The 14,750-nt window shown below is 56.1% G+C and carries 15 protein-coding genes; 9 read left to right on the forward strand and 6 right to left on the reverse strand.

Features of this window, described 5'->3' with window-relative positions:
* Positions 1–8: 8 nt before the first annotated feature.
* Both GG681_RS16600 and GG681_RS16605 read right to left on the reverse strand, forming a co-directional pair.
* A complete protein-coding gene (locus GG681_RS16600; protein WP_328593429.1) occupies positions 9–854 on the reverse strand; it encodes a tyrosine-type recombinase/integrase in 846 nt (281 codons plus the stop codon).
* A gap of 20 nt (positions 855–874) precedes the next feature.
* The gene (locus GG681_RS16605; protein WP_153549163.1) at positions 875–1,225 is read right to left on the reverse strand and encodes a hypothetical protein; all 351 of its coding nucleotides are present in this window, start codon (positions 1,223–1,225) and stop codon (positions 875–877) included.
* Positions 1,226–1,502: 277 nt separating this feature from the next.
* Here GG681_RS16605 and dusA point away from each other — a divergent pair, with 277 nt between their 5' ends.
* Complete coding sequence (gene dusA, locus GG681_RS16610; RefSeq protein WP_153549164.1) at positions 1,503–2,495, forward strand: tRNA dihydrouridine(20/20a) synthase DusA; 993 nt, start codon at positions 1,503–1,505, stop codon at positions 2,493–2,495.
* Between the two features lie 90 nt (positions 2,496–2,585).
* Positions 2,586–3,410, forward strand: a complete 825-nt coding sequence (locus GG681_RS16615) for a sulfite exporter TauE/SafE family protein (protein WP_153549165.1) — start codon at positions 2,586–2,588, stop codon at positions 3,408–3,410.
* 9 nt (positions 3,411–3,419) lie between these two features.
* Here the strand turns inward: GG681_RS16615 and GG681_RS16620 are convergent, their stop codons facing one another.
* The 3 genes from GG681_RS16620 to ccmI are packed head-to-tail and all read right to left on the reverse strand — an operon-like array spanning position 3,420 to position 5,367.
* Positions 3,420–3,656: a DUF1289 domain-containing protein gene (locus tag GG681_RS16620; RefSeq protein ID WP_153549166.1), complete on the reverse strand. Its 237-nt coding sequence runs from the start codon at positions 3,654–3,656 to the stop codon at positions 3,420–3,422.
* 8 nt (positions 3,657–3,664) lie between these two features.
* Positions 3,665–4,138 carry a Holliday junction resolvase RuvX gene (gene ruvX, locus GG681_RS16625; RefSeq protein ID WP_153549167.1) on the reverse strand — a complete coding sequence of 158 codons (474 nt, stop codon included), beginning with the start codon at positions 4,136–4,138 and terminating at the stop codon, positions 3,665–3,667.
* Positions 4,135–5,367: a c-type cytochrome biogenesis protein CcmI gene (ccmI, locus tag GG681_RS16630; RefSeq protein ID WP_153549168.1), complete on the reverse strand. Its 1,233-nt coding sequence runs from the start codon at positions 5,365–5,367 to the stop codon at positions 4,135–4,137. Before ccmI ends, ruvX begins: the two co-directional genes overlap by 4 nt.
* Before the next feature lie 198 nt (positions 5,368–5,565).
* Between ccmI and GG681_RS16635 the strand changes: the two genes are divergently transcribed.
* The 6 genes from GG681_RS16635 (at position 5,566) to GG681_RS16660 (ending at position 12,297) form a co-directional block, all read left to right on the forward strand.
* Positions 5,566–6,810 (forward strand): sarcosine oxidase subunit beta family protein, encoded by a 1,245-nt coding sequence (locus GG681_RS16635; protein WP_153549169.1) that lies wholly within the window; start codon positions 5,566–5,568, stop codon positions 6,808–6,810.
* Positions 6,811–6,850: 40 nt separating this feature from the next.
* Positions 6,851–7,204, forward strand: a complete 354-nt coding sequence (locus GG681_RS16640) for a sarcosine oxidase subunit delta (protein WP_153549170.1) — start codon at positions 6,851–6,853, stop codon at positions 7,202–7,204.
* 70 nt (positions 7,205–7,274) lie between these two features.
* Positions 7,275–10,295: a sarcosine oxidase subunit alpha family protein gene (locus tag GG681_RS16645; protein WP_153549171.1), complete on the forward strand. Its 3,021-nt coding sequence runs from the start codon at positions 7,275–7,277 to the stop codon at positions 10,293–10,295.
* Positions 10,288–10,863, forward strand: a complete 576-nt coding sequence (locus tag GG681_RS16650) for a sarcosine oxidase subunit gamma (protein WP_153549172.1) — start codon at positions 10,288–10,290, stop codon at positions 10,861–10,863. The genes GG681_RS16645 and GG681_RS16650 overlap by 8 nt, the downstream gene beginning before the upstream one ends.
* A 109-nt stretch (positions 10,864–10,972) precedes the next feature.
* Positions 10,973–11,395, forward strand: coding sequence for a hypothetical protein (locus GG681_RS16655; protein ID WP_194287218.1), 423 nt, complete (start codon positions 10,973–10,975; stop codon positions 11,393–11,395).
* Positions 11,396–11,694: 299 nt separating this feature from the next.
* A complete protein-coding gene (locus GG681_RS16660; protein WP_153549173.1) occupies positions 11,695–12,297 on the forward strand; it encodes a superoxide dismutase in 603 nt (200 codons plus the stop codon).
* A 78-nt stretch (positions 12,298–12,375) separates the two neighbouring features.
* Here the strand turns inward: GG681_RS16660 and GG681_RS16665 are convergent, their stop codons facing one another.
* The gene (locus GG681_RS16665) at positions 12,376–12,918 is read right to left on the reverse strand and encodes an LOG family protein (protein ID WP_153549174.1); all 543 of its coding nucleotides are present in this window, start codon (positions 12,916–12,918) and stop codon (positions 12,376–12,378) included.
* Between the two features lie 121 nt (positions 12,919–13,039).
* Here GG681_RS16665 and GG681_RS16670 point away from each other — a divergent pair, with 121 nt between their 5' ends.
* The gene (locus GG681_RS16670; RefSeq protein WP_153549175.1) at positions 13,040–14,728 is read left to right on the forward strand and encodes a LysM peptidoglycan-binding domain-containing protein; all 1,689 of its coding nucleotides are present in this window, start codon (positions 13,040–13,042) and stop codon (positions 14,726–14,728) included.
* The last annotated feature ends 22 nt before the right edge of the window (positions 14,729–14,750 follow it).

The raw sequence follows: 14,750 nt of genomic DNA on the forward strand, positions 1-14,750 counted from the left end.
TGCCAGTCTCAGTTGGCGAATTTGTCGCCTTCTTCTTCGACGTGTTCGAAGAGGTAAAGGTATCCACCATTCTTGTGACCTGAGATTTTTCTGACGAATGAAGCAGACTTTCCCATCTCGAAAAGCCGACTGATGGCTTCGTGCCGAAAGTCATGGAAGCGCAGATCGACGACTCCGACCTTGTCACGGTGGCGGCGGTATGCCGTCCCAACCGAGCGCGGATTGTAAGGGAAGATGAACTCAGACGTCTTGGGCATTGCCAGGATAATCTCCAATGCTTCGCTCGGAAGAGTGCACCAAACGTTGTTTCCCTTTTTTTGCCTGGGATGTTTCATATCGCGCACGAGGATCGTGCCACTGTTCACGCGCAGATCATCCCACCTCAGTCTGCAGATTTCGCTCAGACGACGCGCCGAATAGATTGCAAAGACCGCCAGGATGTCGGCGGGGATCTTCTGCCGAGGATTTTTCGAGACAGCAGTCAGGATTTTGTTTAGCTCATAGAGTTCTGGTCGGCGATCTCGCTCTTCGGATCGAGCCAGAAACTCATCCTCCCAAAAAGTTCGCATGGCCAGACTGACTACTTCGATCGGAAGCAAGGCACCTCGGTCCTTGGCCCAGGAGAGTGTCCTCGCCAGGTGAGTCATGTATCCCGCGACAGTCTGCGGTATTCTTTCACCAGCCGACAATAGATCTGCATAGTCGTATAGCTGTTGCTGGGTCAGAGTTGATACCTTGGTCTTCCCGAACTCGTCGGCCTTGATGAACGTCAGCACTTGAAGGGCAGATCGGCCAAGGGTTTTCCCACGCTTCAAACGATCGTCGATGACATCTGAGATTGTAGTTTCCGTCACGATTTGAATTGGAAACCCGTCTAGCTCGATGTCGCGGAGTTGGTTGTTTCGTCATTTTTTGCGTTTGGCAGGTGCTTGAAGGTTTTCGTGAGACTGTGCTGTTTGCCATCCACACGCTTTCGGAATTGTACCCGGTAGGAGAACTTTCCATTCTTTCCTTCAAACCGGGTGATGTTCGGTTCCTCGAATTTTCTCTCTGGGATCTCCTTGCGAGGTCTCTTTTCTTTCTGCTCTGCCGACGAGACCGGCATAGTGCTTTCTCGAACCCCGGCAGCAGCCACGGCGGTTGCTTGAGAAGGGGAGCGATGGAAGAGGTTCTGGGCAGTAATCGCTGCGAGCACATTCGTTGTGCTATTGTTGATAGTGATCATGGAATTCGTCCCATCTTGATTTCGATGATAGGGAATTCGGTTCGTCCGCACGAAAAAAGATTCCGGGGTTTGATAGCCAAATTCCGAGAGAAGCACGGAAGATGGAACCGGCGGTGCCCGGGTCAGGAACCAGCTGTATTTGGGCCACTGTTTGTAGGCTTCGGATGTGCTACACCGTAGCACGCTCGAATCGAGAACCTCCGAAAATCCCCGGAAAAACTGTGAAATCAGGGGAAATCGTGCTACGCGAGGCTTGGAATTGAATGGAGTTAACGCTTTGAAAAATAACGCACAAAAAGCGGCGCGTTTAAGCGTGGCACCCATGATGGATTGGACAGACCGGTTTTGCCGCTATTTTCACCGGCTGCTGAGCCGCGAAGCCTTGCTCTATACTGAAATGGTGACGGCTCCGGCATTGGTGCGTGGCGGTGCGTTGCATTTGCTGGACTATGACGTCTCCGAACATCCGGTTGCGCTGCAACTTGGTGGCTCAGACCCTGCAGAACTTGCCGAAGCGGCGGTATTGGGGGCGGATGTCGGCTATGATGAGATCAATCTCAATTGCGGCTGCCCAAGTGATCGGGTGCAATCTGGGGCCTTTGGTGCGATTTTGATGCAATCGCCGGATCTGGTGGCGGAATGTGTTGCTGCGATGCGGGCCAAAGTGTCTGTAGATGTGACAGTCAAATGCCGTATCGGAGTGGATGATCAGGAACCGCAGGAAATTTTGCCTCGGTTTTTGGAAAAAATTCAGGCAGCAGGGTGCAATCGGGTGACGATCCATGCGCGCAAAGCCTGGCTGCAGGGGCTGAGCCCCAAGGAAAACCGCGATATCCCACCGCTGGATTATGACCTTGTTCATGCGATGAAACGGGAATTTCCCGATCTGCATGTCTCAATCAATGGCGGGGTTGCGGATCTGGCGATGACCAAGGACCTGCTTGATGCTGGGTTAGATGGGGTGATGGTTGGGCGCGCAGCCTATCATCAGCCCGCAGATGTGCTGATGGGGGCCGATCACGCTGTCTTTGGCGTTGAAAGCGGCCTGAGTATGGAAGAGGCCGTGATGGCGATGCTTCCTTTCATTGAGGCTGAGATGGCGCAAGGCGCGCGATTGCATCAAATCACCCGTCATATGCTTGGTGCTTTTGCGGGGCGTCCCGGTGCGCGGCAATGGCGGCGCACCCTTTCGGAAGGGGCGCATAAAGATGGGACAGGGCCCGAATTGGTTCTGGCAGCGCTGCAACAGGTGACAGAGCGCGCGGCATAACCCAACAGCGCCAATTGCATTCCCTTCAAATGTTACTTAGGCCCGATGTGACTTATGCGTGCGGGTGCCGCAGATTTGAGGGGAATGCAGATGCCAGAAACCGAAATTTTACTCCAGATGCTGGTGGTATTGATGGCACTTGGTGCCGTTGCGGGTGTTTTGGCCGGGCTGCTTGGCGTTGGCGGCGGAATCGTTCTGGTGCCAGGTTTTTTCTATGCGTTCCAAGCCCTTGGTTATGGCAGTGATCAGCTGATGCAGATCTGCCTCGCGACCTCGCTGTCGACCATTATCGTAACCTCCTACCGGTCGGTCATGAGCCACAACAAAAAAGGCGCGGTGGAATGGTCTATCCTGCGTGGCTGGGGGCCAGGTATCATTATTGGTGCTATCATTGGTGTGCTGGTGGCCTCGGCGCTTCGGTCAACCACGCTGCAGCTTCTGTTTGGTGTGTTGGGGCTTTTGATTGGCCTGTATATGGCCTTTGGCCGCAATGACTGGCGGCTGGGAGAAACCATGCCAAAGGGTGGTGTGCGGGCCGCCATTTCGCCGATGATCGGGTTTCTTTCGGTTCTGATGGGGATTGGTGGCGGCAGTTTTGGCGTGCCACTGATGAGCCTGCATGGCGTCGCTATTCACCGCGCTGTGGCGACGGCGGCGGGGTTCGGCCTGATCATTGCGCTGCCGTCTGCGATTGGGTTCCTGTTTGTGGAAATTGCGCCGGAAAATCGTCCGCCCTTTACGCTCGGGGCGGTGAATATCGCGGCGTTTCTTGTGATCATTTCAATGACCACGCTGACCGCACCGCTTGGGGTAAAGCTGGCGCATGCGCTGGATCCAAAGCCACTAAAACGTGTCTTTGCCGGTTTTCTGTTTTTGGTTGCGCTGAACATGCTGCGCAAGGCGTTGGGCTATTAAAGGCGAGGCTTAAAGGGCGCGTTGCACCCGTGCAGCCCGTCCACCACGTCGTTTTTGCGGCGCGGCTTCGCGGGTGGGGAGCGCCGCAATGATGTGATTGCGCTCTGTATCCGACATTTTTGACCAGCTGGTGATTTCATCTAGGCTTCGGGCGCAGCCGGTGCACAGTCCGGTGTCGGGATGGATCGCACAAAGTTTTACGCAGGGAGATTGGATCTCATCGCGTTTCCAGATCGCGTCGTTCATTTTGGCACCTACTGGCTGCTCAGATGACGCATACGATCGAGCGCGCCCTGCAAGATATACGATGCGGCCACGTGATCGATCACTTCTGCGCGCCGACGGCGGCTGGTGTCTGCTTCCAGCAGTGCTTTTTCCGCGGCGACGGTAGACAGACGTTCATCCCAAAAACCAATCGGCAGCTCGGTGATGCGGGCAAGATTGCGGGCAAAGGCACGTGTTGATTGGCAACGCGGCCCCTCGGTGCCGTCCATATTGCGCGGCAGACCAAGTAAGATGCCGCCTAGATCACGCTCTTTAATGATCTCAAGCAGGCGCGCGCTATCGATGCCGAATTTCTTGCGCCGGATGGTTTCCAGCGGTGTCGCCACCGTGCCAATTCGATCTGACACTGCAACGCCAATTGTCTTTTCACCCAGATCAAGGCCCACGAGCGCGCTCATTGGGGGCAAGGCTGCGTAAAACTCGGAAAACTCATCGTAAATCATTCGGGTGAAAGTCCTGCTTGACGTGCAGCGGCTTCGATTAGGGCGGCCTGTTCCGGCGCCCCTGCAAACCGCTTTTGCGCCTCATCATAGATGGATTGTGCGCGCTCCACATCCCCCAAAACCGTCAATGAGGTGATCAAACGCGCCCAATCTGCGGCACTGCCACCTTCGGTCGAAAGCCGTTCGGCCAAACCTTCAATCATGCCACGGATCATCTCCTGCTGCTCGTCCGCGGGCAAGCTTTGCCCATCGCGCAGCTGCTGCGCGGTTGGGCCAGTTTGGCTGGGTGGTGCCAGAAGGTCAGGATCAATCTGCTGCCCCGCAAGATAGGCGATATCTTCGATCTGGGCGCGGATGCTTTCGACCCAGGGCGCGCCTGCAGGGCCTGCAATCAAGGTTTCGCGCCAGACGCCAAATGTCACATCCGGCCGCCCCAGCTGCGCCATCATCAGACCCCAGAAATAGCGCGCGGTGCCATTGTTGGGATCACGCTCCAGTGCCTGCTTCAACGCGTCTTCTGCTTCGGGGGAGACCAGACCACCAGCTGCCAGCACCATCAGTTCGGCGAGTTCTGCGTAATCTGCCGCGCGCACCGCGCCAGATTTGAGGCGGATATAGTTGGCTTTGGCTTGATGTGCTTCGCTGAAATTGCCCAGTTCGGCTTCGTGATGCGCCAAAAGCGCTTGTCCGCGTGCGTCATCCGGACGTTGCGCCACCGCTGCTCTGAGCTCTGCGATCAGGTTTTTATAGTCTTCTGAACTGTTGGGGCGCTCAAATGGGCGGGTGTCCTGTTCCATGAGCGCCTGGCTCGGGCGATTGCGCGCGGCCTCTACTGACCGTGCAAGCCGCATATGCAGTCCCTGATCATCATAGCCCGGCGCACCAAGGGTCCAATAAAGCGCAAATGCACCCACAAGCATTGCGAGGGCCGCACCACCGCCGACAGCTAAAGAAAGTGTCTTTGGCTGCGCGTCACCGGACTGATGTTTCTTGAGCGCGGCATCCGCCGCAAGGATGCGGCGTGAGACTTCGGTGCGAATGCGCGCGGCGTCATTCTCTTGAATGACCCCTCGAGCGAGATCGCGATCCACGTCCTTAAGCTGCTGTCTATAGAGGCGCAGATCATAGGCAGCGGCAGGTTCTCCTGCACTGCGGCCACGCAGGATGACCATAGCGAGCAATGAGCTGGCGGCGAGCGTAATCGCCCCGGTTACGATCCAAAAGAACATGGGCACTCCGATATTTCTCCCCCCTATTATAGGGAGCTGTGCCGCGACAAAACCCCTGTTACCTGCGGCGCGCTGTCCTGTTAAATTTGCGCATAATCACCGAATGTCGCAAAGTTACATCAATATGACGATTAAGAACGCGGCTTATTTGCGCGCAAATTGCATACATAAAACAGTCTTGAGCCATTGGATTCGCTAATGAAACGCTATTCTGCCTTTGCGGTGGTACGGGAGGCCTTGCGCTATCACTCCGGATGGGAGCGCGCTTGGAACTCGCCTGAGCCAAAACGTCACTATGACGTGATTATCATCGGTGCTGGTGGGCATGGTCTCGCCACAGCCTACTATCTGGGTAAAAATTTCGGTATCACCAACGTGGCTGTCTTGGAAAAAGGCTGGCTGGGTGGTGGCAATACCGGGCGAAACACAACTATCATTCGCTCGAATTACCTGCAAGATCCCTCTGCCGCTATCTACGAGAAAGCGCGCTCGCTCTATGAGGATATGAGCCAGGATCTGAACTACAACGTTATGTTCTCGCCGCGTGGTGTGATCATGCTGGCGCAGACCGAGCACGAAGTGCGCGGTTATAAGCGCACGGCACACGCAAATGCGCTGCAAGGGGTCACAACCGAGTGGATCAGCCCTGAACGGGTCAAAGAACTCGTGCCGATCATCAACCTGGAAGGACCACGCTATCCGGTTCTGGGTGGTCTTTGGCAGGCGCGCGGCGGGTCTGCCCGTCACGATGCGGTCGCCTGGGGCTATGCACGTGCTTGTTCTGCAATGGGCATGGATATCATCCAAAAATGCGAAGTCACCGGTGTACGCACCGAAGGTGGCCGTGTTGTTGGGGTTGATACCAATAAAGGCGCGATCAACTGTGACAAGCTTGGCATGGTTGTGGCCGGTAACTGCTCGGATCTTTCTCAGATGGCTGGCTTCCGCCTGCCAGTAGAAAGCGTGGCGCTACAGGCGCTGGTTTCTGAACCGATCAAACCCTGTATGGATGTGGTGGTCATGGCCAACACGGTCCACGGCTATATGTCGCAATCCGACAAGGGCGAAATGGTCATTGGTGGTGGCACCGACGGGTTTAACAACTACACCCAGCGCGGCTCGTTCCACCATATCGAGGAAACCGTACGCGCCCTTATTGAGACCTTCCCGATGGTGTCGCGCCTGAAGATGCTGCGCCAATGGGGCGGTATTGTTGATGTTACCGGTGATCGCTCACCGATCATCTCTTCGACACCGGTTAAGAACTGCTTTGTGAACTGCGGTTGGGGCACCGGGGGCTTTAAGGCCATTCCGGGATCTGGCTGGGCCATGGCTGAGCTGATGGCAACCGGGCATTCCAACCTCTCCGAAGAGTTCAACATGAACCGTTTCAAGGAAGGCAAATTCATCGACGAAAGTGTGGCCGCCGGGGTGGCGCACTGATGAAAACCTTCGCATTCCACGTCTACACGGAGCAGAGCCAATGCTGATCCTTGAATGTCCTTATACCGGTGTCATGATCGACGAAACCGAACTGCAGGCCGGTGGCGAAGCGCATCTGAAACGTTATGGTCCGGGCTCTTCTGACGAAGAGTTCCACGACTATCTTTTCACTCGCGAAAACCCCAAAGGTGTGCATTTTGAACGCTGGCGCCATATCTATGGCACTGGCAAATGGTTCCATGCCGCACGCTGCACCGTCACGCTTGAGGTGTTTGGAACCTACAGCGCACAAACGGTGAAACCGCCGCAACACATCTTGGACAAGATCTCTGCAAAACGCCCCGGCTGGAGCTGGCGCGAATTTGCAAATGACAGCGTTGAAGCCGCGTCCTGATGCTTCACCTTTTTCAAAATACTCCCGCCGGAGGCATTCCACGCTCTCCGCTTTTGAGAGGTTCAATGACATGAGCATGCGCCTAGCAAAATACGGTCGTCTGATCGATCGCAGCAAACAGATTGTCTTCACCTTCAATGGCCGCAGTATGCTGGGTCATCCGGGTGATACGCTTGCCTCAGCCCTTCTGGCCAATGACCAGATGCTGGTGGGGCGGTCCTTTAAGTACCACCGGCCCCGTGGCCTGGTTGCCTCAGGCGCCGAAGAGCCAAACGCGCTGGTCGGGCTTGGGTCCGGCAATCGCTTTGAGCCGAACCAGCGCGCCACCACAACCGAGCTGTTTGAAGGTCTGGCGTCCCAGTCGCAAAACCACTGGCCCAGCCTGGAAACCGATCTGGGCATCTTGAACAATAAATTCCTGTCGCGGGTTCTGACCGCCGGGTTTTATTACAAGATGTTCATCCACCCCAAACCGTTCTGGAAGCACGTCTACGAGCCGTTTATTCGTCAGTCTGCCGGTCTTGGCAAAGCGCCAGATCGCGAGCTGGTGGATGCAGACACCTATGAACACTTCTACTTCTTTGCAGATGTCGTGGTTGTTGGTGGCGGTGTGGCTGGCCTTCAGGCGGCAAAAACCGCGGCCCAGTCTGGTGCCAAGGTTCTGCTGATTGAACAAAACGCCCATTGGGGTGGGCGCGCGCCTGTTGATGGCGGCACCATCGATGGTCTGGACACTGACGCCTGGATCGAAAAGACCCTGGCGGAGCTGGGGGAGATGGAAAACGTCACCCTGCGCAACCGCATGATGGGCTCTGGCGTTTATGATCACGGCTATCTTTTGGGCTATGAACGCCTGACTGATCATGACCCGAGCCTTGATGGCCCGCGTCATCGTCTGTGGCGTATCCGCACCAAGCAGATCATCACCGCAACCGGTGCGATCGAACGTCCGCTGTCTTTTGCGGGCAATGATGTTCCGGGGGTTATGCTGGCTTCGGCCATGCGTGACTATCTGGTCAACTGGGGCGTGACACCTGGCAAACGTGTGGTGATTGCCACCAACAATGATGATGCCTATCGCACGGCTTTGACCCTGCATAAGGCGGGTGTTGAAGTTGCCTGTGTGGTGGATGCCCGTCGTCTGGGTGGCGGTGCACTGGCGCAGGCTGCTCGGGATGCTGGCATCCGTGTCGAAGATGGCCGCGCCATTGCCAAGGTAACAGATGGAAAACGCGTCACCCGCGTTGCGATCTGTCTGCAAAACGGCGACGGTCAGTCGATTGAAGAGCTGGATGTGGACGCTGTGGCAATGTCCGGCGGCTGGTCTCCGGTGGTGCACCTGTGGTCCCATTGTGGCGGTAAGCTGAACTGGGATAACGAGCAGGCTCATTTCCGCCCTGATCCAAGCCGCGCGCCGACCTCGCATGATGGCAACGCCTTTGTGGCTTCTGCGGGTGCTGCTTCTGGTCCAATGGGGCTGCAGGCGGTGCTGACAGATGCGGCCAACGCAGGCGCGGGTGCGGCTGAAGCTGCGGGTTATCCGGCGCAAAACGCCGTTGCGCCTGAGGCGGATACGCAGGTTGAAACCGCGATGGAACCGGTTTGGCTGATGCCTGAAAACGCTGACATCAAACACCGGATGAAGACCTGGCTTGACTATCAAAACGATGTCAAAGTCTCGGATGTTCAGCTGGCTGCGCGTGAAGGCTTTGAAAGTGTTGAACACACCAAGCGTTACACCACACTTGGTATGGCAACCGATCAGGGTAAGCTCAGCAACATCAACGGTCTGGCGATCCTTGCTGATAGTCTCGGCTCGGAAATCCCGCAGGTTGGCACCACCACGTTCCGTCCGCCGTATCATCCCATTTCCATGGGTGCGATTGGTGGTGAAGCACGCGGTGAGGTGTTCCAGCCACTGCGCAAAACCCCCATGCATGATTGGCACGATAAAAACGGTGCTGATTGGGAACCTGTGGGCCACTGGCGGCGTCCGTTCACCTTTATGCGTCCGGGCGAGAGCAAGCATGATGCAGTGAACCGTGAGGTAAGAAACACCCGCGAAAACCTCGGCCTGCTTGATGCATCAACCCTTGGTAAGCTGGTTGTGCGCGGCCCCGATGCGGGCAAGTTCCTCGACATGATGTACACCAACATGATGTCGAACCTGAAAATCGGCAAATGCCGCTATGGTTTGATGTGTTCGGAAAATGGCTTCCTGATTGATGACGGCGTTGTCGCCCGTATCGATGAGGACACCTGGCTTTGCCACACCACCACCGGCGGTGCCGAGCGCATCCACGGCCATATGGAAGAGTGGCTGCAGACCGAATGGTGGGACATGAAGGTCTTTGTGGCCAATGTAACCGAGCAGTATGCCCAGGTTGCGGTGGTTGGACCCAATGCCCGCAAGGTTCTGGAAAAGCTTGGTGGCATGGATGTTTCCAAAGAGGCGCTGCCGTTCATGGAATGGCGTGATGGGGAAATCGGCGGCTTCAAAGCACGTGCCTATCGCATCTCCTTCTCAGGCGAACTGTCCTATGAAATCGCGGTTGCGGCTTCTGAAGGTCAGGCCTTCTGGGATGCGCTGATGGATGCGGGTAAGGAATTCGGCGTGATGCCTTATGGCACCGAATGTCTGCATATCCTGCGTGCTGAAAAAGGCTTCATCATGATTGGCGACGAAACCGATGGTACCGTGATCCCGCAGGATCTGGGTCTTCATTGGGCGCTCTCCAAGAAAAAAGAAGACTATTTGGGCAAGCGGGCGCATTCGCGCTCTCACATGGCGGATCCGGAACGCTGGCAGCTGGTTGGGCTTGAAACCGTGGATGGATCGGTTCTGCCGGATGGGGCTTATGCGTTGGGCGATGGCGTGAATGGCAATGGTCAGAAAAACACCATTGGTCGCGTCACCTCCACCTACTATTCATCCAACCTCGACCGTGGCATTGCCATGGGGTTGGTGAAACATGGCCCGCAACGGATGGGAGAGGTGATTTCGTTCCCAGGCACCGATGGCAAGGTCTACAAAGCTCGAATTGTTGATCCGGTTGTCTATGACAAAGACGGGGAGAAGCAGAATGTCTAATGCAGTTAGCGTATTGAATGGGGCCTCTTACTCTGGTCTGGCCGAAGTGAAAGATGCGGGCTTGAAGGGGATGATCACCCTGCGCGGTGACATCACATCAGCAAAGCTGGCCGAAGCGGTGAAAACCGTGACCGGCTGCGCGGTGCCAGAGGTGCTGAAGGCCACAACCGAAGGCGACACCACCGTGACCTGGATGGCCCCGGATGAGCTGCTTGTTGTGACCGGCTATGAAGGCGTCGAAGCGAAAGTTGAAGCGCTGAATGGCGAACTCAAAGGCGAACATGCCTTGGTCGTCAACGTGTCTGATGCGCGGGCCTACTTCACGGTGACTGGTGCAGCTGCACGTGAGGTGCTGGCGAAACTTGCGCCGATCGATCTGTCTCCAGCAAAGTTTCTGCCGGGGGATTTCCGCCGCACGCGGCTTGCACAGGCGGCTGGCGCATTTTGGCTGGATCAAAGTGAGAGCTTTCACATTGTCTGCTTCCGTTCGGTTGGGGACTATATGTTCAACCTGCTGAAAGTCGCGGCTGATCCGGACTCTTCAGTTGGAGTATACGCAACAGAGTGAAACCTCTGTGCGTAAACTACACATTTTGTTGAAAAACTGTGAAGCGGCCCCTTGTTCGGGGCCGTTTTCGCATTTAGCTACGCTTTGCAACCATAAGGGAAGTAAAGACGTGAGATTCAATCGAAAGTCCATTCAATTTCTATTTTCCGCCGCGTTCGCGGTTGCTGCGTTTTCCGCATCCACGGCACAGGCCGAAGTATATGCCTGTGAGTTTGCTGATGCTGGTCGTAACAATACAATTCCCAAAATTGTTGTTGTTGACGTGAAAAGCGCGTCAGAAGCGCTGGTCTCGGACCCGATCCTTGCCTACGTGCAGCAGGCTCCCAAAAAGGCGAGCTTTGTGAAAAACACCAGCGATCTGTTGCGGGTGCGCTGGACTGTCGACGACATGAAATTCTCGGGCGGTGGTCAGCGCGATATGAAATTCTCGCTTGTACACCGCAAAGCAAAAGGCAAAGCGCATTTGAACCTGCTCATTGTTGGCGCAGATAACACCGACAGAGGCACCGGGCGCTGCAAGCTGCAGCCTTGATCATCACCGCAAAAGCGCGGCTACGGCCGCGTTTCACGCTGAATGCCTCGCAACGCAGCCCGCTACCAAGATGGCGATTGCTGTTAGAGAGGACTGGCGGTGCTGTTCGGGGTCGTGTGATTTTCAGACCCCGACGGCGCAGATTTAACAAACGCGGTGCTTCTTCGTGCGAAGGGTGTCAATCGTAACTATAAAAGTGCGAGACTTGCTGTTCCAGATCTGCTTGGGGCTTGACCTTCATACCCCCCAAGAGACATGAAAGGGACGGTTATAATTCATCTTTGAATCAGGGGGCTAATATGGCTTTTGAACTTCCCGATCTTCCCTATGCACATGACGCACTTGCGGCCAAAGGCATGTCGGCTGAGACGCTGGAATACCACCACGATCTGCACCACAAAGCCTATGTGGACAATGGCAACAAGCTGATCGCTGGCACCGAATGGGACGGCAAGACCCTGGAAGAGATCATCGTTGGCACCTACGACAAAAACGCAGTTGCGCAAAACGGCATCTTCAACAACATCTCCCAGCTGTGGAACCACAACCAGTTCTGGGAAATGATGGGCCCGAACGACACCGCAATGCCGGGTGAGCTGGAAAAAGCACTGGTTGAATCCTTTGGCTCCGTTGATGAGTTCAAATCCCAGTTCGCAGCAGCAGGCGCTGGTCAGTTCGGCTCTGGCTGGGCATGGCTCGTCAAAGACACCGACGGCGGCCTGAAAGTGACCAAAACCGAAAACGGCGTGAACCCGCTGTGCTTTGGTCAAACCGCACTGCTGGGTTGCGACGTATGGGAGCACTCCTACTACATCGACTTCCGCAACAAGCGTCCTGTTTACCTGACCAACTTCCTGGACAACCTGGTAAACTGGGAAAACGTGGCATCCCGTCTGGGCTAAGCCCTGCGGTTTGTAACACGCTGATTGTAAAAGCCCCGCTCGTCTGAGTGGGGCTTTTTGTATTGGCAGTGTCTGGCTTCAATTAGACAATACTGCAAGCGCCGCATCCACGCTCTCAACCCAAGTAAGCGCGGCATGTACGTCTTCGCCTGCGAACTCTTCCTTGATCATGTGGTCAATCAGCACTTTCAGCGGATCCCAATAGCCATCAATATTGAGGATCAGGATCGGTTTTTGATGCAATCCCAGCTGGCGCCAGGTGATTGCTTCAAACAGCTCATCCAGTGATCCCATGCCACCGGGCAGCACAACCACCGCATCAGCGTTATAAAGCATGACCTTTTTGCGCTCATGCATGGTTTCGGTGACCACATAGGTGGTCAGGTCAGATTTGCCGACTTCGCGTTTCACCAGATGTTCTGGGATAACGCCAAACACCTCGCCGCCAGCCTCCATACAGGCGCGGGCAACGGTGCCCATCAGCCCCACATCGCCAGCCCCATAGACCAAGCGCAGCCCGCGTTTGGCGAGCCCCTGACCAAGAGAGACAGCAGATGATTCGTAGCTTTTGCTTGCCCCAAAACGGGAGCCGCAATACACACATACAGAATTAATGATCATTCGGCGGAACTTTGCTGTTGTGTTTCAATGGAAATACGATGTCGCAGGTTCCCTGATAGCGGGTCACGGTCTGCGGCTCAACTACAAGCGGGGGAACCTCCCGTTTTAAGGAAGGAATACCATGTCAGGAACATCTGGTTCAGGGGGCGTGGGGGCGCTCACCATTGGCGGGGTTGCAACGGTTGTTGTGATTATTGGTGGCGTTGTGCTCAATCAGTTTGGGGTCTTCGATCCGCAAGAGGCGGCACCTGCCAGCGTTGAACAAAGCGCCGAGGTGCCAGCACCTGCGCCGTTAGCTGACACACCAGAGGCGGCGGTATCTGAAAAAGACCAACCTACCGATCAGATTGAGGCCGGTGAAAGCGCAAGCCTCGCCGCGCCAGAGATTGATGTGATCCGATTTGATCCGGAAGGGGCAGGGCTGATTGCAGGCAGCGCTGAGCCCGGTGCACAGGTTTTGATCCTGTTGGACGGTGAACTCATACAGGAGCACACCGTTGGCGACAGTGGTGAGTTCGTGGCTTTTCCAATCATCAGCCCAAGCGAAACACCACGTGTGCTAACGTTTGAACTTGCAAAAGGGGACGCGCGGGCAGTGTCGGATGTGAGCTTTATCCTGGCTCCGGCGACACCGGTTGCGAATGCTACGGCGGATACCCCAGTTGAAGAGGTCGCAAGCGCGCCAGAAGGGGATGCCGCTGAAACAGCGCCAGTTGCGGCAGATGAACCCGCAGCGCAACAACAGGTCGCCGCAGCCACGCCAGACAGTGAGCCAGAGTCTGCACCAGCGAGTGCGCCAGTAAGTGCGCCTGCACCGGCCACCGAACTGGTTGATACAACTGAAGTGCAAATCGCGGAGACGCCCGCTGTTGAAACACAGCGTGACACGATTGAAGCAGATACCGCTGAAGTGGCTGAACGCACTGCAGAGGCCACGGCAACTGACGCGGCCGAAGCTGCATTGGCGCAGTCTCAGGCTGATGATTTGGTTGATGAAAATATCGCGCTGGCACAGCAGCAGAATGCGGCCGAGCAGGCCGCGCCAGTTGAGGCTGACCTCAACCTCACACAGACCCTTGGTCAGGTCGCGTCTGACACTCCAAAACATGCTGCCGCCAATATCGCGGTGGTACGCTCATCAGAAACGGTTCCTGCGCAGGCCCCGGCCATTGCGCTGGAAGGGCAGGCTGATACGCCGCGCACAGCAGCGGAGGCAGATCCCGCGCCAGAGGTTGAAACAGCGGATCCGCCCAAACCTGCAGCAGTGGCAGTGCTGAAGGCGGGGCCTGACGGGATTGAGCTGGTGCAACCGGCCGGGGCAGGCCAACCTGCGCCTTTGAACAAGATTGCTTTGGATACCATCAGCTACAGCGCGGCGGGTGAAGTGGTGCTGGCCGGGCGGGCGCAGCCCGACAGCCTGGTACGGGTCTACGTTGATAATACGCCCTGGGCAGACATTACGGCCGCGCCGTCGGGCAGTTGGCAAGGGGAGCTGGAAGGGTTGAAGCCGGGCGTCTACACCCTGCGTCTGGATGAGCTTGATCCGCTGGAGGGGAAAGTCATCAGCCGACTTGAAACGCCATTTTCCCGAGCTGAACCAGAACAGCTTGCACTGTCCACCGATGATGTGGACCCAAGCCGCCCCAGCGTGCGGGTTGTGACGGTACAAGAGGGCGATACGCTTTGGGCGATCTCACAACAGCGCTATGGAACAGGGTTTCTATTCGTGCGTGTGTTTGAAGCCAATCGCACAGCCATTCGCAATCCTGACCTTATCTACCCAGGGCAAGTCTTTACAATACCAGAATAAAATCAACTTCAGTCTGATAAAA

This window comes from Tritonibacter aquimaris (assembly GCF_009617595.1).
In the GTDB taxonomy this organism is placed as follows: domain Bacteria; phylum Pseudomonadota; class Alphaproteobacteria; order Rhodobacterales; family Rhodobacteraceae; genus Epibacterium; species Epibacterium aquimaris.